We start from the raw sequence: 22384 nt of genomic DNA, 5'->3' as shown, positions 1-22384 counted from the left end.
TTCGAGTATTTATCAGAACATTGAAGCGGGGCGCCTTGGCGTCCCGTTTTATTTTGTCTGCGGGTTGCGCCACTGGATGTTACTGGGATCGCGCAGTGCGTAGCGGAGTACGAAGGTTATGAACCACAGGCTGATCCCGAGCCAGAGCGCGCCCCACAGTACAGTTGCGCCGCCAAACTCTTCGGCCAACATACGCGCATCAGAACGGGCCGCCGCGCCGCGGATAGTGTCGGAGAAAATGTCGTAAGGCACATAGATCATGCTGGTGGCCCCGATCAAACGCAGCAGGAAATCGCTGTAAGCGGGGCGCAAGGCGTAGGCGATGGCGACGAAGGCTGCTGCTATCGCCACGCCAAAGACCAGCGGGAAAAGCGCGCGGATGTAAAACAGGGTAACGGCGCCGATCATTGCACCGAGCAGCCCGAGTGCGGGGCGGTCCCATCGGGTACGCACCGCAAGTAGGAACAGCAGCGCACCGATCAGCAGCGATCCGAGGTATCCTGCGGTTAAGGTCATAAACCGGCTGCCGCCACGGCTAAGGACATGGCCGGATTCATTGGCGTTAATTACGAATTCCACCACCGATCCGCCGGTCAGGACCGTTGCAATCGCATGGGCCGCTTCATGGAAGAAAACAATCAGCAGTCGCAGGGGCAGCAGAAAAGGGGTGCGCCAGAACACGAAAACCAGCGCCACCAGCAGCAAAAGTTGCCAGTGATCCCGCAAGAATGCTGTGACCTTAGATCCCATCTGTTCTGCGCGGCGTCAGCATACTGCGGAACAAGTGGTCGAGATGGGTTTGCGCGGTCTCAAACCTGTCTGTGGTTGACGCGCCCAGAACCGCCTTCACCTGTACGTCAAAATCCGCATAGTGCTGGGTTGTCGACCATATGGAAAAGATCAGGTGATGTGGATCAAGGGGCGCGATTTCTCCGGCGTCAATCCAGCTTTGGATCAGGCGGCATTTTTCATCTGTCAGGGACTTCAACGGTCCTTGCAATTCAGCAAGAATATTAGGCGCGCCTTGCAGGATTTCATTGGCAAACAGGCGGCTTTCACGGGGATAATCCCGCGACATTTCCAGCTTGCGGGTCACATAGGCACAGATTTCATCCACCGGATTCTCGCTCTCGCCGAGGTGCTCCAACGGCTCCAGCCATGTGTGGAGCAACCGGTCCAGAAGCACGCCGTGGATCGCTTCCTTGCCGTCGAAATAGTAGAGGATATTGGGCTTGGACAGGCCCGCTTGTGCTGCGATCTGATCGATGGTGGAGCCTCGAAAACCGTAGGTCGAAAACACCTCTAGCGCCGCGTCTAGGATCTGCGTCGTCTTTTGACGCTGGATTCGGGTGTTTCCTTTGGTGGAAGCTGCGCGTGCCATATCGTCGTGCCCTTAATGCATAATAAACTAGCGCGTCACGTTGCGACGCCAATACCTTTAAGAATGATCGTTTTAACCGAATCCTTGGCTCTGTTCCATTCGTCTTCGGACAGGGGAGAGTTGTGGTTCAGGGTTTGAATCTGATGGCCGAAGTCGGCGTAGTGCTGGGTCGTGGCCCAGATCATGTAAAGCAGGTGTCGCGGGCTGATCGGGTCCATCAATCCTGCCGCAATCCACGCTTCGATGGCCTGAATGCGAGAGTTGGTCCATTCCACCAGCGTGGTTTCGAGATAGTCCTGAATGATCGGCGCACCGTGCATCACTTCGGAGGCCCAAACCTTGGAGCCTGCGGGGCGCGTGCGGCTGATCTCCATCTTGGCGTCGATATAGGCGCCGATCCCTTCCGCAGGGCCGTCGGATTCTTCAAAGCTGCCTGCGGCTTGCAGCCAGACGTCGAAAATATTGGAGACAACCTGTCGGTAAAGTTCTTCTTTGGTTGAGAAATAATAATGCACATTTGCCTTTGGCAGCTGTGCCGCATCCGCAATAAGCTGCATTGTAGCACCGCCAAACCCTTCCTCTGCAAAGATTTTTTCCGCTGCCTGCAAAATAACCACTTCTTTCTCACGGCGCTTATTTTGTTTGCGGACGGGGGCGGCATTTGGGTTCATTCAAAGCACTTTCAGAAAATTCTTGACCGAATGGTCAGGGTGCATCCATAGTCCTGACCATATGGTCAGAAAAAGACCAGCGCAAGATGCAAGACAGGGAGAAGATTCATGGCGGCACCAGCAAGCAACCTCCGGATAAACGCAGACCGGCTGTGGGACAGTCTGATGGAGATGGCCAAGATCGGCCCCGGCGTGGCGGGCGGCAACAACCGGCAAACCCTGACAGATGAAGATGGCGAGGGCCGCGCCCTGTTCCAGAAATGGTGCGAGGAAGCAGGCTGCACGATGGGGCTCGACACGATGGGCAATATGTTCGCGCGGTATGAAGGCACCGATCCTGACGCGCTGCCGGTCTTTGTGGGGTCGCACCTTGATACCCAGCCAACAGGCGGCAAATACGATGGTATCCTTGGGGTGCTGGGCGGATTGGAGCTTTTGCGTTCGATGAATGATCTTGGCGTGAAAACCAAACATCCGATTGTCGTGACAAACTGGACTAACGAGGAAGGCACACGCTTTGCGCCTGCCATGCTGGCGTCAGGTGTGTTTGCAGGGATGCACACGCAAGACTGGGCTCACGCGCGCGAAGATGCCGAAGGGTTGAAGTTCGGGGACGAACTGGCGCGGATCGGTTGGAAGGGGGATGAACCCGTAGGCGAACGCAAGATGCACGCATTCTTCGAACTGCACATCGAGCAGGGGCCAATTCTGGAAGCCGAAGGCAAGGATGTCGGTGTTGTCACCCACGGGCAGGGCCTGTCGTGGACGCAAGTCACCGTCACAGGCAAGGACGCCCACACCGGCAGCACGCCGATGCCGATGCGCAAGAACGCAGGGCTTGGCATGGCGCGGATGCTGGAGCAGGTGGAGGAGATCGCATGGTCCCACAAACCCGATGCAGTCGGCGCGGCAGGGCACATCGACGTTTACCCCAACTCGCGCAATGTGATTCCGGGCAAGGTGGTGTTCACGGTCGATTTCCGCTCCCCGCAGTTGGATGTGATTAAGGATATGGAAACCCGTTTCAAAGCTGCGGCGCAAAAGATTGCCGATGATATGGGGTTGGGCGTGGAGTTCGAAAAAGTCGGCGGTTTTGATCCGGTTGAATTCGACGAGGGCTGCGTCACAGCCGTGCGCAACGCAGCAGAACGGCTGGGCTATAGCCACCGCAACATCGTATCCGGCGCGGGGCATGATGCCTGCTGGATCAACCGCATGGCGCCCACCGCGATGGTGATGTGCCCTTGTGTGGACGGTCTGAGCCATAACGAGGCGGAAGAAATTTCCAAGGAATGGGCTGCGGCTGGTGCAGATGTGTTGATGCACGCAGTGCTGGAGACGGCGGAGGTGCAGGGGTGAGCACCCTGTGCATAATGGCCTCGCCTCTAAAGATCGGCCATCCTTGGTGTAGAGTTAGAAAGTACGTTTGAACGAAGAAAACAAACCGCATTGGCAGGATGGAGTAGAGATATTCTGATCACGTTCTGAGGGTAGTTCCAGCCAAGGCTAGGAACGATGCGGAGAAAATGGGAGAAAACACATGACCACCAAAGTCATCAAAGGCGGCACCGTTTGCACCGCAGACCGCGCTTGGAAAGCCGATGTTTTGATCGAAGGGGAAACGATCAAACAAATCGGCGAGGATCTGAAAGGCGATGAATATATTGACGCGGAAGGGGCCTATGTCATTCCGGGCGGGATCGACCCCCACACCCACCTAGAAATGCCGTTCATGGGCACCACCGCCGCCGAGACTTTTGAATCCGGTACATGGGCAGCGGCCTGTGGTGGCACGACGATGTTGGTGGATTTCTGCCTGCCCGGTGAAGACGGCTCTATCGTAAACGGTATCAAGGAATGGCACCGCAAATCCGCGCCGCAGATTTGTTCGGACATCGGCTATCACATGGCGGTGACAGGCTGGAACGAGAACATCTTTGAAGAGATGAAGACGGCTGTGGAAATGGGCGTAAACTCCTTCAAACACTTCATGGCCTACAAAGGCGCTTTGATGATTGAGGACGACGAGATGTTCGCCTCTTTTCAACGCTGTAAGGAACTCGGCGCTTTGCCGATGGTTCACGCCGAAAACGGCGATCTGGTTGCGATCCTGCAAGAGAAATACATGAACGAGGGGATCACCGGCCCCGAAGGCCATGCCTATTCCCGCCCGCCCGAACTGGAAGGCGAAGCCGCCAACCGCGCGATCACGATTGCCGATGCCGCAGGCGTTCCGCTTTACATTGTGCATGTGTCTTGCGAGCAGGCCCACGAAGCGATCCGCCGTGCCCGCCAGAAGGGTATGCGCGTCTACGGGGAACCGCTGATCCAGTTCCTGACGCTGGACGAAAGCGAGTATTTCAACAAGGATTGGGACCACGCTGCGCGCCGCGTGATGTCACCGCCCTTCCGCAACAAGAAACATCAGGACAGTCTGTGGGCCGGTCTGCAATCGGGATCTTTGCAAGTTGTTGCAACTGATCACGCGGCCTTTAACACTGAACAGAAACGGGCCGGGCGGGATGATTTCCGCATCATCCCGAACGGTTCCAACGGGTTGGAGGAACGGCTGGCTGTGCTTTGGACGGAAGGTGTTGAAACAGGCCGCCTGACACCGCAGGAATTTGTTGCTGCGACCTCGACCAATGTGGCGAAAATCCTGAACATCTATCCCAAGAAGGGTGCGATCGTGGAAGGTGCGGATGCAGATATCGTGGTCTGGGACCCGAAGATCTCCAAGACTATTTCGCCGAGCAATCATCATTCCGTGTTGGATTACAACGTGTTCGAAGGGTTTGAGGTTACAGCCAACGCCCGCTACACGCTGAGCCGCGGGGATGTGATCTGGGCTTGGGGCAAAAACTCCCAGCCACAGCCCGGTCGGGGCCGTTTCGTGCCGCGTCCGGCTTTCCCATCGGCTCACACCGCGCTGTCCAAGTGGAAGGAACTGAACTCGCCCCGCAAGATAGAGCGGGATCCGATGAACATTCCGGCGGGGATTTAAGATATGTGCCGCGCCCGTTTCTCTGATCGTCAGACACACGGGCCGGTGCTGTTTTTCAACGAGGGACAGCCATGACCCCCGACGCCATTCTGGAAACAGCCCTCTACGCCCGCGATCTGGAGGCGGCTGCCGATTTTTACAGCCGCGTTTTCGGGCTTGAAGAGGTGCTCCGTGTGGAGGGGCGGCATGTGTTTTTCGGTTGCGGACCGGGGATGCTGCTGATTTTCAACCCCGAAGCCACCACCAAAGCCCCAAGCGGATTGCCCGTGCCTACCCACGGCGCAGAAGGGCAGGGGCATATGTGTTTTCGGGTCAGCGGCGCCGAGTTGGACCGCTGGGCCACACATCTGAACAAACTAAACATTGCCATTGAAGCGGATTTCCAATGGCCAAACGGCGCAAGATCAATCTACGTCAGAGATCCGGCAGGGAATTCGGTCGAACTATCAGAGCCTAAACTCTGGAAGCGACCCACAAGATAAAAACAGAAAGCAGGGAATGAACGACACTGTAATTTCAGCAAAGAACCTTAGTCTCACGTTTGAGACCAACGACGGTCCAGTCCACGCGCTAAAGGATATCAACCTTGATATCGCCAAGGGAGAGTTTGTTTCTTTCATCGGGCCTTCGGGCTGTGGGAAAACCACATTCCTGCGCTGTATGGCTGATCTGGAAACCCCGACGGGTGGGGAGATCACGGTCAACGGCGTTACCCCGCGCGAGGCGCGTAGTTCCCGCGCGTATGGGTATGTGTTTCAGGCGGCAGGGCTATATCCGTGGCGCACAATCGGCGGAAACATCCGCCTGCCGCTGGAAATTATGGGGTATTCAAAAGAAGATCAGGCCAAGCGGGTGCAACAGGTGCTTGAACTGGTGGAGCTCGACGGGTTTGATCGCAAGTTCCCTTGGCAATTGTCAGGCGGGATGCAACAGCGGGCTTCCATCGCGCGGGCGCTGGCCTTTGATGCGGATATTCTGCTGATGGACGAGCCTTTCGGCGCGCTCGACGAGATCGTGCGGGACCATCTGAACGAACAACTCCTTGCGCTCTGGGCGCGCACGGAAAAAACCATCGGGTTCGTGACACACTCCATCCCCGAAGCGGTGTATCTTTCCACGAAAATCGTAGTCATGTCCCCGAGACCGGGCCGGATTGCCGATGTCATCGGCAGTCCGCTGCCCAAGGAACGCCCCCTTGATATCCGCGATTCACCGGAATTCATCGAAATCGCCCACCGCGTGCGCGACGGGCTGAGAGAGGGACACGCGGATGGATGAACGACTGTTCCCAAGTGCCGCAACCGCCGCTGACAGGGGCGTCCGACCTCTCTTTGCGCACGCCCCTGCAGATTTGACACTTTTGCCCTATAGGGAGGGTAAAGCGGCTTCAACGTTCACGGCCATCGGCTCTTTAGCCTGTGCCGTAGGGCGAGAATGCGACTCGAAAGGTTTCGATGTTCTTAAAATACTCAAACTAAATTGGGCTGCTGCTGATTGCGGGACGCCCCAGGCGGGAGTATTTCGGGGAACCTTGAAGCAGGGGGACGTTTGTTATGCGTAACGTCTTACCTGTTTTGACCGTCGTTCTGGCGGTTTTCGCGCTCTGGTATGGCGGGGCGGTGTTGTTGAATAAAAACTGGGCCTATGACAAGGCCGAGCGGGCCGGTGTCGAACTCTCCTTTGGGGAGATGGTCAAAGACACGATGACACAGGAAAAACCCCGCTTGCCGCCGCCCCATCTGGTGGGGGCAGAGTTGTGGAAGACCACCGGCGCGATGGTGCAGCGGGGGCGGGCCTTCAGCAAACGTTCGTTAATTTATCACGGCTGGATTACCCTGTCCTCGACCGTGCTCGGCTTTGTTTTTGGAACGGGACTTGGCATTTTGCTGGCGGTCGGGATCGTTCATAACCGTGCGATGGATAAGTCGGTGATGCCGTGGATCATTGCCAGCCAGACCATTCCGATTCTGGCGATTGCACCGATGATTGTAGTTGTTCTGGCCAGTGCGCAGGTTGATGATCTGATCGCGAAAGGCGTGATTTCCATGTATCTGTCCTTCTTTCCTGTGGTCGTTGGCATGGTGAAGGGGCTGCGGTCGCCGGATCATATGCAGATGGACCAGATGCGCACGTGGAATGCCTCGCGCAGTCAGACCTTCTGGAAGTTGCGGTTGCCTGCTTCGGCCCCTTATCTGTTTGCCTCCCTCAAAGTGGGGATCGCGGCCAGTCTGATCGGTGCTGTGGTGGCGGAACTGTCGTTGTCGCAGGACGGCGGGCTGGGCGCGCGGATGCTGGTTGGCAGCTATTATGGTCAGACCGTGCAGATCTGGTCAGCTCTGATTGCAGCTGCCACACTGGCGGCACTGATGGTGGCCGCTATCGGGGTTGTCCAACGGGTGACACTTAAACGGATGGGGATGGCGCAATGATCTGGATTGTATTTGTACTGGTATTCTGGATCGCGGCTTGGTGGGTAAATATTATCCTTACCGCCCAAAAGCCGAACCGGCTTAACGCATTTGCGGTTCCAGCCCTGTTCGGGATTACCCTGTTGCTGCTTTGGGAAGGGATCGTGCGGGGGTTCGGGATCAGCCCTGTTCTTTTGCCACCGCCCTCGGCCATCGCTGTGACGTTTTCACAAAACCTGCCCATCCTGTGGGAGGATTTCTTTCAGACCTTCGTTAAGGGCGCGTTAAGCGGGTATATTATCGGATGTGGCGCGGCGTTCCTGGTGGCGGTTGCTGTGGATCGCAGCCCGTTTTTGCAACGTGGCCTTCTGCCGGTGGGGAATTTTGTAGCTGCACTGCCGATTATCGGGCTCGCCCCGATTATGGTAATGTGGTTCGGGTTCGACTGGCAGTCCAAAGCGGCTGTGGTTGTGGCGATGGTGTTCTTTCCGGTGCTGGTGAATACCGTGCAGGGGTTGCAGGCGTCCGATGCGATGCAGCGGGATTTGATGCGGACCTACGCGGCAAGCTATCCGCAGGCGCTGATGAAACTGCGCTTGCCTGCGGCGATGCCATTTATATTCAACGGCTTGAAGATTGCTACGACGCTGGCCCTGATCGGCGCAATTGTTGCCGAATTCTTCGGTTCGCCGATCAAAGGAATGGGTTTCCGGATCTCAACCGAAGTCGGACGGTTGGCGTTGGATATGGTCTGGGCCGAGATCGCCGTAGCGGCGATTGCGGGTTCGGCCTTTTACGGGTTGGTTGCGCTGCTGGAAAAAGGCGTCACCTTCTGGCACCCTTCACAGAGAGGGTAGAAAAATTAAAAACGAATCAACAAGGAGAGTAAGAAAATGAAAAAAATTGTAACAACAGCACTGGCCGGTGCGATGGCGCTGGGCGCGTCATTTGCTCAGGCGGCGGACGATGTGACGCTGCAACTGAAATGGGTCACACAGGCGCAATTCGCCGGATATTATGTGGCACAGGATAAGGGATTTTACGAAGAGGAAGATCTTAACGTCACGATTAAACCGGGTGGTCCGGATATTGCACCGGCACAGGTGATTGCCGGTGGTGGTGCCGATGTGGTGCTGGACTGGATGCCGTCCGCGCTGGCTTCGCGTGAAAAGGGTTTGGATCTGGTAAATATCGCCCAGCCTTACAAATCGTCGGGCATGATGCTGACCTGTCGTAAAGATGCTGGCATATCCTCGCCAGATGATTTTCCGGGTAAAACGCTGGGTGTCTGGTTCTTTGGGAACGAATATCCATTCCTGAGCTGGATGAGCAAACTTGGCCTGAAAACCGACGGGTCTGACGGTGGTGTGACGGTTCTGAAACAGGGCTTCAATGTTGATCCACTGTTGCAGAAACAGGCGGCCTGTGTGTCCACCATGACCTACAATGAATACTGGCAGGTTATTGATGCAGGGCTCACTCCGGAAGAGCTGGTGGTGTTCAAATACGAAGATCAGGGCGTGGCTACGCTGGAAGACGGGATGTATGTCTTGGGTGAAAACCTGAAAGACGAAGCGTTCAAAAAGAAGATGGTCCGTTTTGTGCGCGCTTCCATGAAGGGTTGGAAATACGCCGAGGAAAATCCGGACGAGGCGGCAATGATCGTTCTGGACAATGATGCAACCGGTGCGCAAACAGAAAAGCACCAGAAGCGGATGATGTCCGAAGTGGCGAAACTGACCGCCAATTCAAACGGTGCACTGGACGAGGCGGATTACCGTCGCACAGTGGACAGCCTGCTGACTGCCGGTTCCGACCCTGTGATCACGAAAGAGCCTGAAGGCGCGTATACTCTGGAAATCACGGACGCTGCTTTGAATTAAGCGGAGGCTTTTTGCGAAACAGGCCGCGCCGTGGGGAAACCTGCGGCGCGGCTTTTTTGTGTGGGTTGGTGTGTAAGTAGGCTTCTTCTGTCTGCGGGCCTTGTTAAAAAAGCTTTACAGAACCTTAACCTTGAAGCTTCATTTATGAAGCGTCTTATATGAAGCTTCATATATGCAGTATGTTAAAGCGGTTCACGCTTTGAAAACAGGGGTTTGGATAGCTAAGTTTCGATGCCTTCGCCGCGCTATCTGTTTATTTCAATTGGTCCGTACACACGCGCGCGCGTCCAAAAGGTTAACAAACAGCACCTAAACCGCAGCGGTGATCCAGTCCCGATGATCGCGCATATAAACCCGCAGCCATGGCGTGAACCGCTCTGGTGTTTCGTCTATTTCCTGCGCGAGTTGATCAAACCCGATCCAGCGTACGGCCTGCACCTCATCCGGATTGAGCACCATCGCGATGTCGACCTCTACGCGGGCGGTATAAATGTCCACGACTTCATGTTCGATCAATCCGCCCCCCACATCGGCGCGGTATTCGACGGTTTGGCCGAATTGCAGATCACCACACGTGATCCCCAGCTCTTCCCCAAGACGTCGGTTCGCGCAGGTCAGGCTCGGCTCTTCCCAGTGAGGGTGGGTGCAGACCGTATTGGCCCAAAGATCCGGTGTGTGGTATTTATGGGCCGCCCGTTGCTGGATCAAAGTCTGGTCGCCACACAGCAGAAACACCGAAATCGCGGGATGTTTCAGCCCGCGCCGGTGTACGTCCAGTTTGTCCAGCGGTGTCAAAACCCCGTTGTCCCAAGCGGGAATAAGCTGCGTCATGTTTCACTTCCACGTTTTGCGATCCTTTGGGACATTGTGCGCAGGTTTGCAAGGGCCGGAGGGTCGCGCCTGTGTCACTTTGTACCCGTGGTGCGGCGTTCTGCCAGCATATCTTCTTGGGCCGTTCCGGTATAAATCTGTTGCTTCTATTAACAATCTGCGGTGGTCTGGGCGATATGAATGCTCCTGTGCTCTCCAATATCAAATGCGGCGAATGTCCGATCCGGCATCGTGCAGTCTGTTCCCGTTGTGAAGGGGCAGAGCTGGATATCCTTGAGAAAATCAAAGTCTACCGCAGCTTCAAGGCCGGTGAACAGATCTTGTGGCGCGGCGAGTCGATGGATTTTGTCGCCTCGGTCGTCAGCGGCGTAGCGACCCTTGGCAAGACGCTGGAAGACGGGCGCACCCAAATGGTCGGGTTGTTGCTGCCGTCAGATTTCATCGGGCGGCCCGGTCGGGATCGTGTGGAATTTGACGTGATCGCGGCCTCGGATGTGACCCTTTGCTGTTTTGATCGCAAACCGTTTGAGAACCTTCTTCTGGTGACGCCCCATCTGTCCGAACGTCTGGTGGAAATCGCGCTTGATGAACTGGATGCAGCGCGGGACTGGATGCTGCTTTTGGGGCGCAAAACGGCGCGCGAAAAGATCGCGACCTTTATTGATATGTTGATCCGGCGCAGCAGTTTAGAAGGTTCGACAGCGCAGAATGATGCGCTGACCCTGCCGCTAAGCCGCGAGGAAATCGCCAATTACCTTGGCCTGACGCTGGAAACCGTCAGCCGTCAGCTGTCTGCGCTGAAATCCCAAGGTATCCTACAATTCAAAGACCGTCGCAGCTTTGAGGTGCTTAACCCGAAGGCGCTGCACGATATATCAGGGGACGACGCTCCGCGCTAATCGCTTTCGCATCGAAACACTGCGAAAATCGAAACGCATTTTGCCAAACTTGACACAGATCAAGGAAACGTCGCCCTAACCCGCCTATCCCTACACTTGCGAACAGGAGTGTCTGCCTTGGCAGTGCTCGTCATTTTCGAGGTGTCAGATGGACTATATTAAGGCTTTTTTATTGGCCGGAGTCGCGCTTGTTGCGGCTATGGGCGCGAATTGGGCGCAGGATCCGGCTTATCAATTACATGCGGTGCTGATTCTTGTCATTGCGCTTTGCATGTTTGTTTGGGTGATCCGCAACGCGGGGGAGCCACGGGCGGATAAACCAGTGCCGACAGGGTATGACGACGGGGTGATCCGCGCAGGCGTGATTGCTACGGCGTTCTGGGGCATTGCCGGATTTCTGGTGGGGACTTTTATTGCCTTCCAACTGGCCTTTCCCGCGCTCAATTTCGACTGGGCGCAACCCTACACGAACTTTGGCCGGTTGCGGCCCATACATACATCCGCAGTCATCTTTGCTTTTGGTGGCAACGGGTTGATTGCCACATCTTTCTACGTGGTCCAGCGTACTGGCGCGACACGGCTTTGGGGCGGCAATCTCGCCTGGTTAGTATTCTGGGGCTATCAACTGTTCATCGTGCTTGCGGCAACGGGGTATCTGCTTGGCTCCACCCAGTCCAAAGAATACGCCGAGCCTGAGTGGTATGTGGATATCTGGCTGACCATCGTCTGGCTTGCCTATCTCGCGGTGTTCCTTGGCACAATCTTCAAGCGGCGCGAGCGTCATATCTATGTGGCGAACTGGTTCTATCTTGCCTTCATCATCACTGTAGCGATGCTGCATGTGATCAACAATCTGTCCATTCCGGTATCCATCTGGGGCAGCAAATCGGTGCAGGTCTTTGCCGGCGTGCAGGATGCCATGACCCAGTGGTGGTACGGCCACAACGCGGTAGGCTTCTTCCTGACGGCTGGCTTCCTTGGGATGATGTATTACTTTGTGCCTAAACAGGCGGGCCGTCCGGTCTACAGCTACAAATTGTCGATCATCCACTTCTGGGCGCTGATCTTCCTTTATATCTGGGCCGGTCCACACCACCTGCATTACACAGCACTGCCGGATTGGGCGTCGACCCTTGGGATGGTGTTCTCGATCATTCTGTGGATGCCCAGCTGGGGCGGTATGATCAACGGTCTGATGACCTTGCAAGGGGCTTGGGACAAGCTGCGTACCGACCCGATCCTGCGTATGTTCGTCCTGTCTCTCGGTTTTTATGGCATGTCTACCTTTGAAGGTCCGATGATGTCGATCCGCGCGGTCAACAGCCTGAGCCACTATACTGACTGGACCATCGGTCACGTCCACTCCGGCGCTTTGGGCTGGAACGGCATGATCACATTCGCCTGTCTCTACTTCCTGACGCCGCGCCTTTGGGGCCGTGACAAGATGTATTCCATGAGCGCAATCAACTGGCACTTCTGGTTGGCGACCATCGGAATCGTTCTTTACGCCGCTTCCATGTGGGTGACTGGCATCATGGAGGGCCTGATGTGGCGCGAAGTGGATGATCAGGGGTTCCTTGTGAACTCTTTCGCAGACACCGTCGCCGCGAAATTCCCGATGTATGTGGTGCGTGGTCTGGGCGGGGTGATGTTCCTTGCCGGAGCGGTGATCATGGTTTGGAACATGTGGATGACCATCCGCGGCCCCAAAGCGGCGAGGGCAGGTGCCACTGGCACCACCCCGACCGTAGCAGCAGAGTAAGGAGTTCGGAAAATGGCATTTCTCGACAAACATGCAATCCTTGAAAAAAGCCCGACCCTGCTGTTGGTTAGCTCCCTTCTGGTGGTCTCTATCGGAGGGATCGTGGAAATCGCGCCGCTGTTCTGGCTGGAAAACACCATCGAAGAAGTAGAGGGCGTGCGCCCCTATTCCCCGCTGGAACTGACAGGACGGGACATCTATGTGCGCGAAGGCTGCTACCTTTGCCACAGCCAGATGATCCGCCCGATGCGGGACGAAGTGGAACGCTACGGGCATTATTCACTGGCGGCGGAATCGATGTATGACCACCCGTTCCAGTGGGGATCAAAGCGAACCGGGCCCGATGTGGCCCGCGTGGGCGGGCGCTATTCGGACGCTTGGCACGTAGAGCACCTGAAAGACCCGCAGTCGGTCGTGCCGGAATCCATTATGCCGAAATACGAGTTTCTGGCAGAGACCCGCATTGAGCCAACCCAGATCAAGGCGCTGCTGAATACCCACCGCCTTGTGGGGGTGCCTTATGACGATGACATGTTGGATAACGCGGTGGCGGATTTTTATGCGCAGGCCAATCCTGACAGTGATTACGACGACATGCTGGAACGCTATCCGGGGGCGGCTGTAGCCAACTTTGACGGTCAGAAAGACCTGACCGAGATGGATGCGTTGGTGGCGTATCTCCAAGTGCTCGGGACGATGGTTGATTTCTCGACTTTCACCCCCGAAGCAAGCCGATAGGAGGGCGACATGGATACCTATTCTTTCCTACGCGAACTGGCTGACAGTTGGTTTTTGCTGGCAATGTTCTGCTTCTTCCTTGGCGCGGTCCTGTTTTTGTTCCGCCCCGGCAGCCGGAAAATGCACGAGGACGCCAGTCAGATTCCCCTGCGCGATAACCTCGATCCGGATGCCCCGCGTCTCGACTGTGTGGGCAACTGCCCTGATTGTTTCAAGAGGACAAGCTGATGTCTGATCACACCGAAAAGAACGTGGATGAAGTCACCGGCGTGGAAACCACTGGCCATTCCTGGGACGGCATTCAGGAGTTGAACAACCCGATGCCCCGCTGGTGGCTCTGGACGCTTTACGCAACGATTGTCTGGGGAATTGCCTATACAATCGCCTTTCCCGCATGGCCGCTGATCTCTGGCGCGACGACAGGGGTGCTCGGCTGGTCCACACGCGCAAATGTAGCGCAGGATATTAAGGCCCACGACGCAAAGAACGGGTCGCTCGTGGAGCAATTGCTGACAACCGAAATGGACAGCTTGCCCGAAGACCCCGATCTGCTGCGCTATGCGGTCGCCCGTGGTGGTGCGGTCTTCAAAGCGCAGTGTTCCCAGTGTCACGGCTCCGGCGCGGCAGGCTTCAAGGGCTATCCGAACCTGCTGGACGATGACTGGCTTTGGGGGGGCAGTATGGATGGAATCACGTACACTGTGCGCCACGGCATTCGCAACGAGACCGACGACGATGCACGGTATACAGCGATGCCTGCCTTTGGTGAATTGCTGGACAAAGACCAGATTCGTGCGGCGGCGGAATATGTTTATTCGTTGTCCAACGACGATGCGGAACCCGAACTGGCCGCGACCGGACAGCAGCTTTACGGAGAGCAATGCGCGGCCTGTCACGGCGATACCGGACGGGGCGACCGCGAACAGGGCGCGCCTAATCTGGCAGATGCGATCTGGCTTTATGGTGGCGACCGCGAGACTTTGATCCAGACCATCACCTATTCACGATTTGGCATCATGCCTGCATGGGGGCAGCGTCTGATCGAAGCGGATGTGCGCGCTGTCTCTGCATATGTTCACGGTCTTGGCGGCGGCGAATAAGCCGCGCGCCGACGACTACCAGAATACGGCACTGCATCCCCTACAGCGGTGCCGTTCCCCCGAAACGGCCCTGTTCGCAAACAAGCCGTTTCGGGGATCTTTTTGATCCAGATCAAGGCGCACCTGATTCCCATGAAGTAGGAAGAGGATGCGAACAGGATTGATACTATGACCCAAACCACGCCTCCCCCTCTCTACGCGGCGCAAGAGCCCGTGTTTCCCCGTAAGGTATCGGGCACGTTTCGCCGGTTAAAATGGTGGATCATGCTGGTGACACTGGGGATTTACTACCTGCTGCCGTGGATTCGCTGGGATCGCGGACCGAACCTGCCGGATCAGGCGGTGCTGCTGGATATGGCGGGGCGGCGGTTCTATTTCTTCTGGATCGAGATCTGGCCGCACGAGTTTTACTTTGTTGCCGGTCTGTTGGTGATGGCGGGACTGGGGCTGTTCCTGTTCACCTCTGCACTTGGTCGGGTTTGGTGCGGGTATACTTGCCCCCAGACCGTCTGGACCGATCTGTTCATTCTGGTGGAGCGCTGGGTCGAGGGGGACCGCAACGCGCGGGTGCGCTTGTGGAAAGCGAAATGGGATTTTCACAAATGGCGGCTGCGACTGACCAAATGGGCGATCTGGCTTGGAATTGCGATGGCAACTGGCGGGGCTTGGGTGTTCTATTTCACCGACGCCCCGACACTGGCGCGGGATCTGCTGCGCTTTGAGGCCCATCCCATCGCTTATGGCACCATAGCCGTATTGACCGCGACAACTTTCGTTTTTGGCGGCTTCTTGCGGGAACAGGTTTGCATTTACATGTGTCCCTGGCCCCGCATTCAAGCGGCGATGATGGACCCGGACACTATCACTGTGGCCTACCGCGACTGGCGCGGCGAACCGCGCGGCAAGCACCGCAAAGCAGTGCAGGCTGAAGACGCAGCACCGCTTGGGGATTGCATCGACTGTATGGCCTGCGTCAATGTTTGCCCGATGGGGATCGACATCCGCGACGGGCAACAAATGGAATGTATCACCTGCGCCCTGTGCATCGACGCCTGCGATGATGTGATGGATAAGATCGGTAAACCGCGCGGGCTGATCGACTATCTGGCGCTGTCGGATGAACCGGCAGAACGTGCTGGTGCGGCGCCCAAACCGGTGTGGAAACATATACTGCGGCCCAGAACGCTGTTTTACACAGCGCTCTGGTCGCTGGTCGGGGTCGGGCTGATCTATGCGCTGTTCATGCGCTCTGACATCGAGCTGGCCGTTTCGCCTTTGCGCAATCCCACCTATGTGACGCTCTCGGATGGTAGCATTCGCAACATTTACGATGTGCGGATGCGCAACAAACACGCCGAGGCGCGGGTGTTCCAGCTGTCTGTGACCGGCGACACGGGCGTGCGGTTGCAACTGGAAGGGCAGGCGGATCGACGCAGCATCCTTGTGCCAGCGGATCAGACTTTCATGCAGCGGGTCTACGTCACCGCACCGCGTCAGGATCCCGCCGCAAAACAGGTCCGCAGCGATATCCGCATCTGGATTGAAGACACGGCGACAGGCACACGGGCGTCGCAAGCGACGACATTCAACGGAAAGGCAGAGTGATATGGTTAAGCAGATTACAGGATGGCATGTTTTCGGGTCCTTCGCGCTGGCGTTTTCGGTGATTATCGGGGTCAATCTGGTGCTGGCGTATAATGCCGTGCACAGCTTTCCCGGCCTTGAGGTAAAAAACTCCTACGTGGCGAGCCAGAGCTTTGACGCCGACCGCGATGCACAAGTTGCGCTTCGTTGGGATGTGGGGGCATTTGTTGAAGACGGCTATCTGACCCTGAATATTACCAAGGGCGACACGCCGGTACCGGCGCTGATTGAACAGGCCACATTCGGGCGGGCCACCAGTGTGGCGAAGGATCAGGAGCTGCAATTTCGCCGCGAGAACGGGGCCTTCGTTGCGCCAGTCATTGCCGGTGCGGGCAACTGGAACCTGCGGCTGAAAGCGCGCGCGCCGGATGGCACGCTGTTCCAGCAGCGCATTATCGTGCGGGTGGCGCAATGAGCAGTGCCGTGTCCGCGTCCCCGTGTCCGGGCTGTATTCCGGCCACGCAGGCCTCTGAAGAGGTGGCCAAGAAGATAAAAGCGAACCTGCGATTTTCGGTGCCAAGCGTGCATTGTGCGGCGTGCATTGCCAAGATCGAACAGGGCCTTCAGGCGGTACCCGGAGTTCGGGACGCGCGGGTGAACCTGTCACTGAAACGGCTGAGCGTTCAGGCCGATGATACCGTGGGCGAAGCGCAGATTGCCGAGCATCTTGCCGGACTGGGGTTCGCAGCCTATCCGCTGGATCAAGAGGCGCTGGGCAATGATACGGACCCCGAGGGCCGCGCGTTACTGCTGCGTCTTGCGGTGGCCGGATTTGCCATGATGAACGTGATGCTATTGTCCGTGGCGGTCTGGTCCGGTGCTACAGATGCAACGCGGGACCTGTTCCATCTGATCTCTGCCACCATTGCCGTTCCAGTGGTGGCTTTCTCTGGTCAGCCGTTTTTCAAAAGCGCGTGGTCCGCTTTGCGCCACCGCAGGCTGAATATGGATGTGCCGATCTCGCTGGCGATTGTTCTGGCGGTGGGGATGTCCATCTTTGAAGCCCGCCAGAGTGGGGCGCATGCCTATTTCGACGCGGCCCTGTCGCTGACCTTTTTTCTGCTGATCGGCAAGTTTTTGGAACATAAAACCCGCGGTGCCGCCCGCTCTGCCGCGCGGGAGTTGTCCGCGCTGGAGGTTCACAGGGCAAGTGTGATGATCGACGGGCAGGCCGAAACCCGTGCGGTTTCTGAACTGGCAGTCGGGGATCATATCCTTGTGCCAAGCGGAATGCGCGTTCCCGTGGACGGAGACCTTTTGTCTGTGACGGCGCAGATGGACCGGTCTTTCCTAACAGGTGAATCCGATGAGGTCGAGGTTCAGGCCGGTGCCGCCTTACAAGCGGGAGAGGTCAATCTTGGCGCCCCGCTGAGCTTGCGCGCCACTGCGGTGGGCGAAGACACAACCCTGCGCCGTGTGGCCGCGATGGTCGAACTGGCAGAAACAGGGCGCAACAGTTACACCTCGCTGGCGGCAAAGGCGGCGCAGATTTACGCTCCTGCGGTGCATCTGCTTGCGCTGCTGGCGTTTCTGGGGTGGCTGGTCGCAAGCCATGACGTGCGGATGTCGCTCAATATTGCCGTTGCCGTGCTGATTATCACTTGCCCCTGCGCCTTGGGGCTGGCGGTTCCTGCTGTGTCCACTGGCGCAATCGGCAGGCTGTTTTCCGCAGGTCTGCTGGTGCGCCACGCCACCGCGCTGGAACGTCTGGCTGAGGTGGATCTGGCGGTGTTTGACAAAACGGGCACGCTCACCCGTCCGGGATTTGATGTGGCGACATCCGGCCTTAGCGCGGTGGAGCAGGCGATCCTTTTGGGGCTTGCGCAGGCGTCCGACCATCCGGTCAGCAAAGCCATTGCCGAAACCCTCGGGGCGCAAATGAAACCGGCACCGCTGGAGAGGATTGAAGAAATCAAAGGCGCAGGTGTGCAGGCGTATTTTGGCGGGGATAGGGTGCAACTGGGACGTGCGGACTGGCTCGGAGCGGAATTTTCCGGCACCGGATTGCGGATCGGGTCGTCGCAGGCGCGCAAGGTTGAAACGACTGAAACCTTGCGGGACGGGGCAAAATCAGCCGTTGCGACACTGCAAAAGGCGGGAATACCCGTTCATATCCTGACGGGCGACCGGCGCGAGGCTGCTGTTGATATTGCCCATCAACTCGGCGTGCTGGACATTCAGGCAGGCGTGCGCGCCGAAGAAAAACTGGCGCGACTGAAGGACCTTGAGGAACGTGGCTATAAGGTCTTGATGGTGGGGGATGGGTTGAACGATACGGCGGCGCTGGCCGGTGCTCATGCGTCTATGGCGCCGTCCACAGCGCTGGATGCCTCGCGCAATGCCGCTGATATTGTAATCTTGCGGCAGGATCTGGCCAGCATCCCGCTGGCGCTGGCGGTGGCGCGGTCGACTGTCAAACTGTCACGGCAGAACTTTGCAATCGCGGCGGGTTATAACCTGATTGCGATCCCGATCGCACTGGCCGGATTTGCGACACCGCTTCTGGCGGCGCTGGCGATGTCCGCGTCGTCGCTGACCGTACTGGCAAACGCAATGCGTGTGAGGTTGGTGAAATGAATGTTCTGGTGGTTCTGATCCCTGTGTCCCTGATCCTTGGCGGGGTCGGATTGGTCGGGTTTTTGTGGACAGTGCGCAACGCGCAATACGATGACCCCGAGGGCAGCGCGGCCCGCATCCTGCTGGATGATGATGCACCGATTGACTAACACCACCGCACAGGGCCGGCAGGCTGGCACAGGGTCCATTCCCACTTCCACCATCGCGGGAATTGCTGTAATCCCGATAACAGGCAAGCAGAACAGCCCTGCTGCGGCGCGGTAATGCGCTGTGGGAGCAGGGAAAAGACCGTTAAGGGAGAGTGTTAAATGGCCTTCAAAGACGGGATTCTGGACAACTATCTCCATGAGCGGCATTTTCTACAAACCGTCTACATGCCTGCGTTCCAACCGGCGGGACGCAATTTTGTTTACATGAAGAACCATAAGGCGGCCTGCACCACAGTGATCGCCACGCTGATGGCTCACCTGCTGGCAGAAATGGGCGACAGCCGCGATATTTCCATGCAGAACGTGCATAAACCGCCGATGGATGTGATCCACGCGGGCAAGCGCACCCTGTCGCTGGACCGTGCGGTTGATGCGCTGCAATCCCCCGATGTGTTCCGCTTCACGGCTGTGCGCGAACCAATCAGCCGCACCGTCAGCGCTTGGGCCGATAAGGTGGCAGGGCAGGGCGCTAAAAAGCACAAACTGATGGATAAACTCGGGCGGGCCAAGGATGAAGATCTCAGCCTCTCGGCCTTTTTGGATGTGCTGGCACACAACCCCGAAGCGTTGGACGTGGATCGCCACTGGCGCCCCCAAAGCAAGGAAATCTCTTGGGGGCTGATCAATTACGATGTGGTCGGCACCACGGACGATCTGGAACCGGCTTTAAAGGAAATCGTCTCGTCCTGTTTCGGGAAGGCCCAGCCAATGGTGCAGGACACCCGCAATTCGCTTGGACACAAGACATCCAGCAAGGAACTGGTGGCAGGGCTGACCCGCAAGGATCGCCGCAATATCGAACGGGCCTTTGGTGCCGACCTAGAGATGTATGAAGCCGTCAAAAGCCGCCAGATCCAGACGGTGCTCGCCCTATGAACAAACCGTCCCAGATCGACCTGCAAAACCACCTCGCCAATGTGGGCGGTGAGAAAGGTTTCTTCGAGGAACTGGGCGACCAGCATTCCGCACTGTTCGTGCAAGGCGAAGGGCAGGGCGGCAAAACCCTGTTTGTGACCTTCGAAAACCTTGATGACGTGGCCAAGGATGCCGAGCACCGGATGCCTTGGGGCTATAACTTTGTCACAGGGCAGGGCTGGTCCATGCTCGGGATGATGGCCCACGGCTGGACGTGGTACCGCGACGAAGCTGTGTTCGATTTCTTCGACCGCCTGCGCGATGATGGGTTCTTTGAACAGTTCGACAATGTTCTGTTCTATGGCGCATCTATGGGGGCCTATGCTGCAAGCGTGTTTAACGCCGCCGCCCCTGGATCGACCGTGATCCTGCTGTCACCCCAAGCCACGCTCAGCCGTGATGTGGCCTCTTGGGAGACCCGCTATCGCAAGGCTTGGGCGCGGGATTTCTCCTCCCGCTATGGCTATGGACCGGTGGAATCCTTGCAAGCGAAACAAGTGCACCTGTTCTATGATCCGCAAGCCAGCCTTGATGCCATGCACGCCGCCCTGTTTCAGGGAGAGAACGTGCGCAAGTATAAATGCCGCTTCATGGGCCACCGTATCGCATCGCTCTGGCAGCAGATGGGCGTGCTCAAACAGGTCGTGCTGGGCTGTGTCGAGGGCACGCTGACAACCGCCCAGTTCTACCAATTGATGCGGGCGAGACTGCACAACCACCGCTATCAAAAAGAAATGCTGAACCGCCTGCTGGATAAGAACCGCCCATGGCTCATCGCGCTATACGCCCGCGCGGTCCTCAATACCCGTGGCGGCCCGAATTTCCGCAAAGCCCTACGCGCAGCGCAAGAGCAGATGAAGCAGTAGGTGGAAGCCTCGGACGGCCTCCGTCATACATTGGCGGAAACGGTAATTTTCCGGTGCCTTGCCGCGCAGCGGCTCTTCAAACCTGCTGATTGTTCTTTTTCTCTGCCCCTTCGATCGTTTCTGAAGCAAAATTACAGATACCTGTTATCTTTTAATCTGTGCCATACCTGAATTCACTCAGGGGGCTACAATGTTTCCAGCATCTGTCCATTCGCAAATCGCCTATAAAGCACGGACTGAACTGTCTTCCAAAGACATCGGTCTGGCATTGCGTGCGAACAGGTATTCAGCCCATACGACGGGGCTGTCCGCTGGCAAACTGCAACGTAACCTAGTCATTTTGACTGGCTCTAATGGGGCGGATTTTGGCAAATTTCGCAAAACCATCCCTGTCTTCAGTCCACTGATCGGCACTACGAGAATCGGCGCAACCGAGATGCCAGAACTTGATCATGACATTGATCTTCGCAGTGATCTGCCGATTTACTTCGTGTACCGGCCTGGCCAGATCGTTGAGCGGATCAAGGATATCAAAACGCTACGGCGCGATGACTTCATGGCCTTTGCCATCGGCTGCTCTTTTACTTTTGAACATGCCCTGATGCGCAGCGGGATCGAAATGCGACACGTCACCGACGGGGTAACTGTCCCGATGTTTCGCACCAATATTCAGACGAAACCCGTTGGCCGGTTTGGCGGGGCAGCAGTCGTTAGTATGCGGCCAATCCCCAAAGATCGGGTCGAAAAAGTCAAACGTATTTGTGCTGCCTTTCCCCACGCGCACGGCGCGCCGAAGGAGATCGGAATCAAAAACATCAGTTAGTCCGATTGGGTCGAAGGCGTAATGGTCGGCGACGGCGAAGTGCCCGCCTTCTGAAGCTGCGGTGTCACCACGCAAGAGGCGCTTGTCTCTGCAGCGCTCAAGATCGCAATCACGCACGCGCCTGGGCCATGCTGATCACCGATCTCGATGAGGCCGATCCGCTCCAGAACGGCGAACACCACGCTGGAAACGCCGCTTTGGATACCACAGTCGCTGTGGATTCCTGGCGGTTTGATCCACGCCAATATTGCGACGGCCACGCTGTTTTCGGCCACCTCTGGATCGTCGGTGGCCACAGCAGCAACCGTGGCATCGGTCGCGACGCCTCAGGCAGAGCGGCTGGGCTATGACCCCAAACTCTTTTCCGGCGCAATCGCGGCGGGAGGCACGCTGGGCATCATGATCCCACCGTCGATCAACCTGATCGTCTATGGGTTTCTAACCGAAACTTCGATCCCACAACTGTTCCTCGCTGGTCTCACTCCCGGCTTTGTGTTGGCGTGATCGTCGGGTCGATCTATGCCGGCTGGGCCCCCCCGACCGAAGCGGCCGCCATCGGTGTTGCCATGGCTTTTGTCATTGCTGCGACACAGCGTGCCATCAACTGGGACATGCTGGTGCTCAGTATGAAGGGCACCATTCGCACCAGCTCGATGATCTTGAATTCACCGAG

At 57.1% G+C, this 22384-nt stretch carries 24 protein-coding genes and 1 pseudogene; 20 read left to right on the top strand and 5 right to left on the bottom strand.

Going from position 1 to position 22384, the window contains the following annotated elements; all coding sequences use genetic code 11:
• Nucleotides 1–48: 48 nt before the first annotated feature.
• The 3 genes from IEX10_RS07450 to IEX10_RS07440 are packed head-to-tail and all read right to left on the bottom strand — an operon-like array spanning nt 49 to nt 2052.
• Nucleotides 49–750, bottom strand: coding sequence for a M50 family metallopeptidase (locus IEX10_RS07450; RefSeq protein WP_188672807.1), 702 nt, complete (start codon nt 748–750; stop codon nt 49–51).
• A complete protein-coding gene (locus tag IEX10_RS07445; RefSeq protein WP_188672804.1) occupies nt 740–1381 on the bottom strand; it encodes a TetR family transcriptional regulator C-terminal domain-containing protein in 642 nt (213 codons plus the stop codon). Before IEX10_RS07445 ends, IEX10_RS07450 begins: the two co-directional genes overlap by 11 nt.
• Nucleotides 1382–1416: 35 nt before the next feature.
• Nucleotides 1417–2052 (bottom strand): TetR/AcrR family transcriptional regulator, encoded by a 636-nt coding sequence (locus IEX10_RS07440; RefSeq protein ID WP_188672800.1) that lies wholly within the window; start codon nt 2050–2052, stop codon nt 1417–1419.
• Nucleotides 2053–2160: 108 nt separating this feature from the next.
• Between IEX10_RS07440 and IEX10_RS07435 the strand changes: the two genes are divergently transcribed.
• The 7 genes from IEX10_RS07435 to IEX10_RS07405 all read left to right on the top strand — a co-directional run bounded on the left by IEX10_RS07435 (nt 2161) and on the right by IEX10_RS07405 (nt 9347).
• Complete coding sequence (locus IEX10_RS07435; RefSeq protein WP_188672797.1) at nt 2161–3411, top strand: Zn-dependent hydrolase; 1251 nt, start codon at nt 2161–2163, stop codon at nt 3409–3411.
• Between the two features lie 181 nt (nt 3412–3592).
• Nucleotides 3593–5056 carry a dihydropyrimidinase gene (hydA, locus tag IEX10_RS07430; RefSeq protein ID WP_188672794.1) on the top strand — a complete coding sequence of 488 codons (1464 nt, stop codon included), beginning with the start codon at nt 3593–3595 and terminating at the stop codon, nt 5054–5056.
• 71 nt (nt 5057–5127) lie between these two features.
• Nucleotides 5128–5538, top strand: a complete 411-nt coding sequence (locus IEX10_RS07425) for a VOC family protein (protein WP_188672792.1) — start codon at nt 5128–5130, stop codon at nt 5536–5538.
• Nucleotides 5539–5554: 16 nt separating this feature from the next.
• A complete protein-coding gene (locus IEX10_RS07420; RefSeq protein WP_188672789.1) occupies nt 5555–6334 on the top strand; it encodes an ABC transporter ATP-binding protein in 780 nt (259 codons plus the stop codon).
• A gap of 275 nt (nt 6335–6609) precedes the next feature.
• A complete protein-coding gene (locus IEX10_RS07415) occupies nt 6610–7485 on the top strand; it encodes an ABC transporter permease (protein ID WP_188672786.1) in 876 nt (291 codons plus the stop codon).
• Complete coding sequence (locus tag IEX10_RS07410) at nt 7482–8321, top strand: ABC transporter permease (protein WP_188672783.1); 840 nt, start codon at nt 7482–7484, stop codon at nt 8319–8321. The genes IEX10_RS07415 and IEX10_RS07410 overlap by 4 nt, the downstream gene beginning before the upstream one ends.
• Before the next feature lie 36 nt (nt 8322–8357).
• Nucleotides 8358–9347 carry an ABC transporter substrate-binding protein gene (locus IEX10_RS07405; RefSeq protein ID WP_188672780.1) on the top strand — a complete coding sequence of 330 codons (990 nt, stop codon included), beginning with the start codon at nt 8358–8360 and terminating at the stop codon, nt 9345–9347.
• A gap of 309 nt (nt 9348–9656) precedes the next feature.
• Here IEX10_RS07405 and IEX10_RS07400 read toward each other — a convergent pair whose 3' ends face one another.
• Nucleotides 9657–10178 carry an isopentenyl-diphosphate Delta-isomerase gene (locus tag IEX10_RS07400; RefSeq protein ID WP_188672777.1) on the bottom strand — a complete coding sequence of 174 codons (522 nt, stop codon included), beginning with the start codon at nt 10176–10178 and terminating at the stop codon, nt 9657–9659.
• Nucleotides 10179–10354: 176 nt separating this feature from the next.
• Between IEX10_RS07400 and fnrL the strand changes: the two genes are divergently transcribed.
• The 12 genes from fnrL (at nt 10355) to IEX10_RS07340 (ending at nt 21711) form a co-directional block, all read left to right on the top strand.
• Entirely contained in the window at nt 10355–11077 is a 723-nt protein-coding gene (gene fnrL, locus IEX10_RS07395; RefSeq protein WP_188674594.1) for a transcriptional regulator FnrL, read from the top strand.
• A 148-nt stretch (nt 11078–11225) separates the two neighbouring features.
• The gene (gene ccoN / locus IEX10_RS07390; RefSeq protein ID WP_188672774.1) at nt 11226–12839 is read left to right on the top strand and encodes a cytochrome-c oxidase, cbb3-type subunit I; all 1614 of its coding nucleotides are present in this window, start codon (nt 11226–11228) and stop codon (nt 12837–12839) included.
• A gap of 12 nt (nt 12840–12851) precedes the next feature.
• Complete coding sequence (gene ccoO, locus IEX10_RS07385; RefSeq protein ID WP_188672771.1) at nt 12852–13577, top strand: cytochrome-c oxidase, cbb3-type subunit II; 726 nt, start codon at nt 12852–12854, stop codon at nt 13575–13577.
• Nucleotides 13578–13586: 9 nt separating this feature from the next.
• Nucleotides 13587–13805, top strand: a complete 219-nt coding sequence (locus IEX10_RS07380) for a cbb3-type cytochrome c oxidase subunit 3 (protein WP_188672768.1) — start codon at nt 13587–13589, stop codon at nt 13803–13805.
• Nucleotides 13805–14677, top strand: a complete 873-nt coding sequence (gene ccoP / locus IEX10_RS07375) for a cytochrome-c oxidase, cbb3-type subunit III (RefSeq protein ID WP_188672765.1) — start codon at nt 13805–13807, stop codon at nt 14675–14677. The genes IEX10_RS07380 and ccoP overlap by 1 nt, the downstream gene beginning before the upstream one ends.
• A 168-nt stretch (nt 14678–14845) precedes the next feature.
• Complete coding sequence (gene ccoG, locus IEX10_RS07370) at nt 14846–16282, top strand: cytochrome c oxidase accessory protein CcoG (RefSeq protein WP_188672761.1); 1437 nt, start codon at nt 14846–14848, stop codon at nt 16280–16282.
• Between the two features lies 1 nt (nt 16283).
• Entirely contained in the window at nt 16284–16736 is a 453-nt protein-coding gene (locus IEX10_RS07365; protein WP_188672758.1) for a FixH family protein, read from the top strand.
• Nucleotides 16733–18898 (top strand): heavy metal translocating P-type ATPase, encoded by a 2166-nt coding sequence (locus IEX10_RS07360; protein WP_188672755.1) that lies wholly within the window; start codon nt 16733–16735, stop codon nt 18896–18898. The genes IEX10_RS07365 and IEX10_RS07360 overlap by 4 nt, the downstream gene beginning before the upstream one ends.
• Nucleotides 18895–19047 carry a cbb3-type cytochrome oxidase assembly protein CcoS gene (gene ccoS / locus IEX10_RS07355; RefSeq protein ID WP_188672752.1) on the top strand — a complete coding sequence of 51 codons (153 nt, stop codon included), beginning with the start codon at nt 18895–18897 and terminating at the stop codon, nt 19045–19047. Before IEX10_RS07360 ends, ccoS begins: the two co-directional genes overlap by 4 nt.
• 159 nt (nt 19048–19206) lie before the next feature.
• Nucleotides 19207–19983, top strand: a complete 777-nt coding sequence (locus IEX10_RS07350) for a sulfotransferase family 2 domain-containing protein (RefSeq protein WP_188672736.1) — start codon at nt 19207–19209, stop codon at nt 19981–19983.
• Nucleotides 19980–20888, top strand: coding sequence for a phosphoadenosine phosphosulfate reductase (locus IEX10_RS07345; protein WP_188672725.1), 909 nt, complete (start codon nt 19980–19982; stop codon nt 20886–20888). The genes IEX10_RS07350 and IEX10_RS07345 overlap by 4 nt, the downstream gene beginning before the upstream one ends.
• A gap of 190 nt (nt 20889–21078) precedes the next feature.
• Complete coding sequence (locus tag IEX10_RS07340) at nt 21079–21711, top strand: D-glutamate cyclase family protein (RefSeq protein WP_188672723.1); 633 nt, start codon at nt 21079–21081, stop codon at nt 21709–21711.
• Here IEX10_RS07340 and IEX10_RS07335 read toward each other — a convergent pair.
• On the bottom strand, nt 21708–22007 hold the full coding sequence (locus tag IEX10_RS07335) for a hypothetical protein (protein ID WP_188674790.1): 300 nt from the start codon (nt 22005–22007) through the stop codon (nt 21708–21710). The two genes, IEX10_RS07340 and IEX10_RS07335, sit on opposite strands and share 4 nt — an antisense overlap.
• On the opposite strand from IEX10_RS07335, the pseudogene IEX10_RS07330 reads away from it, so the two are divergent.
• A pseudogene (locus tag IEX10_RS07330) lies at nt 21928–22373 on the top strand (TRAP transporter large permease subunit); the annotation flags it as partial. The gene IEX10_RS07335 and the pseudogene IEX10_RS07330 sit on opposite strands and share 80 nt — an antisense overlap.
• Nucleotides 22374–22384: the final 11 nt, after the last annotated feature.

This window comes from Neptunicoccus cionae (assembly GCF_014643735.1).
Classification (GTDB): Bacteria; Pseudomonadota; Alphaproteobacteria; order Rhodobacterales; family Rhodobacteraceae; genus Amylibacter; species Amylibacter cionae.
This window is presented reverse-complemented; position numbering and strand designations above follow the sequence as displayed.

What these genes read in the sequence shown, in the direction of transcription:
- IEX10_RS07450 (WP_188672807.1), bottom strand. Translation starts at nt 750, where the DNA reads ATGGGATCTAAGGTCACAGCATTCTTGCGGGATCACTGGCAACTTTTG.
- IEX10_RS07445 (WP_188672804.1), bottom strand. Translation starts at nt 1,381, where the DNA reads ATGGCACGCGCAGCTTCCACCAAAGGAAACACCCGAATCCAGCGTCAA.
- IEX10_RS07440 (WP_188672800.1), bottom strand. Translation starts at nt 2,052, where the DNA reads ATGAACCCAAATGCCGCCCCCGTCCGCAAACAAAATAAGCGCCGTGAG.
- IEX10_RS07435 (WP_188672797.1), top strand. Translation starts at nt 2,161, where the DNA reads ATGGCGGCACCAGCAAGCAACCTCCGGATAAACGCAGACCGGCTGTGG.
- hydA (WP_188672794.1), top strand. Translation starts at nt 3,593, where the DNA reads ATGACCACCAAAGTCATCAAAGGCGGCACCGTTTGCACCGCAGACCGC.
- IEX10_RS07425 (WP_188672792.1), top strand. Translation starts at nt 5,128, where the DNA reads ATGACCCCCGACGCCATTCTGGAAACAGCCCTCTACGCCCGCGATCTG.
- IEX10_RS07420 (WP_188672789.1), top strand. Translation starts at nt 5,555, where the DNA reads ATGAACGACACTGTAATTTCAGCAAAGAACCTTAGTCTCACGTTTGAG.
- IEX10_RS07415 (WP_188672786.1), top strand. Translation starts at nt 6,610, where the DNA reads ATGCGTAACGTCTTACCTGTTTTGACCGTCGTTCTGGCGGTTTTCGCG.
- IEX10_RS07410 (WP_188672783.1), top strand. Translation starts at nt 7,482, where the DNA reads ATGATCTGGATTGTATTTGTACTGGTATTCTGGATCGCGGCTTGGTGG.
- IEX10_RS07405 (WP_188672780.1), top strand. Translation starts at nt 8,358, where the DNA reads ATGAAAAAAATTGTAACAACAGCACTGGCCGGTGCGATGGCGCTGGGC.
- IEX10_RS07400 (WP_188672777.1), bottom strand. Translation starts at nt 10,178, where the DNA reads ATGACGCAGCTTATTCCCGCTTGGGACAACGGGGTTTTGACACCGCTG.
- fnrL (WP_188674594.1), top strand. Translation starts at nt 10,355, where the DNA reads ATGAATGCTCCTGTGCTCTCCAATATCAAATGCGGCGAATGTCCGATC.
- ccoN (WP_188672774.1), top strand. Translation starts at nt 11,226, where the DNA reads ATGGACTATATTAAGGCTTTTTTATTGGCCGGAGTCGCGCTTGTTGCG.
- ccoO (WP_188672771.1), top strand. Translation starts at nt 12,852, where the DNA reads ATGGCATTTCTCGACAAACATGCAATCCTTGAAAAAAGCCCGACCCTG.
- IEX10_RS07380 (WP_188672768.1), top strand. Translation starts at nt 13,587, where the DNA reads ATGGATACCTATTCTTTCCTACGCGAACTGGCTGACAGTTGGTTTTTG.
- ccoP (WP_188672765.1), top strand. Translation starts at nt 13,805, where the DNA reads ATGTCTGATCACACCGAAAAGAACGTGGATGAAGTCACCGGCGTGGAA.
- ccoG (WP_188672761.1), top strand. Translation starts at nt 14,846, where the DNA reads ATGACCCAAACCACGCCTCCCCCTCTCTACGCGGCGCAAGAGCCCGTG.
- IEX10_RS07365 (WP_188672758.1), top strand. Translation starts at nt 16,284, where the DNA reads ATGGTTAAGCAGATTACAGGATGGCATGTTTTCGGGTCCTTCGCGCTG.
- IEX10_RS07360 (WP_188672755.1), top strand. Translation starts at nt 16,733, where the DNA reads ATGAGCAGTGCCGTGTCCGCGTCCCCGTGTCCGGGCTGTATTCCGGCC.
- ccoS (WP_188672752.1), top strand. Translation starts at nt 18,895, where the DNA reads ATGAATGTTCTGGTGGTTCTGATCCCTGTGTCCCTGATCCTTGGCGGG.
- IEX10_RS07350 (WP_188672736.1), top strand. Translation starts at nt 19,207, where the DNA reads ATGGCCTTCAAAGACGGGATTCTGGACAACTATCTCCATGAGCGGCAT.
- IEX10_RS07345 (WP_188672725.1), top strand. Translation starts at nt 19,980, where the DNA reads ATGAACAAACCGTCCCAGATCGACCTGCAAAACCACCTCGCCAATGTG.
- IEX10_RS07340 (WP_188672723.1), top strand. Translation starts at nt 21,079, where the DNA reads ATGTTTCCAGCATCTGTCCATTCGCAAATCGCCTATAAAGCACGGACT.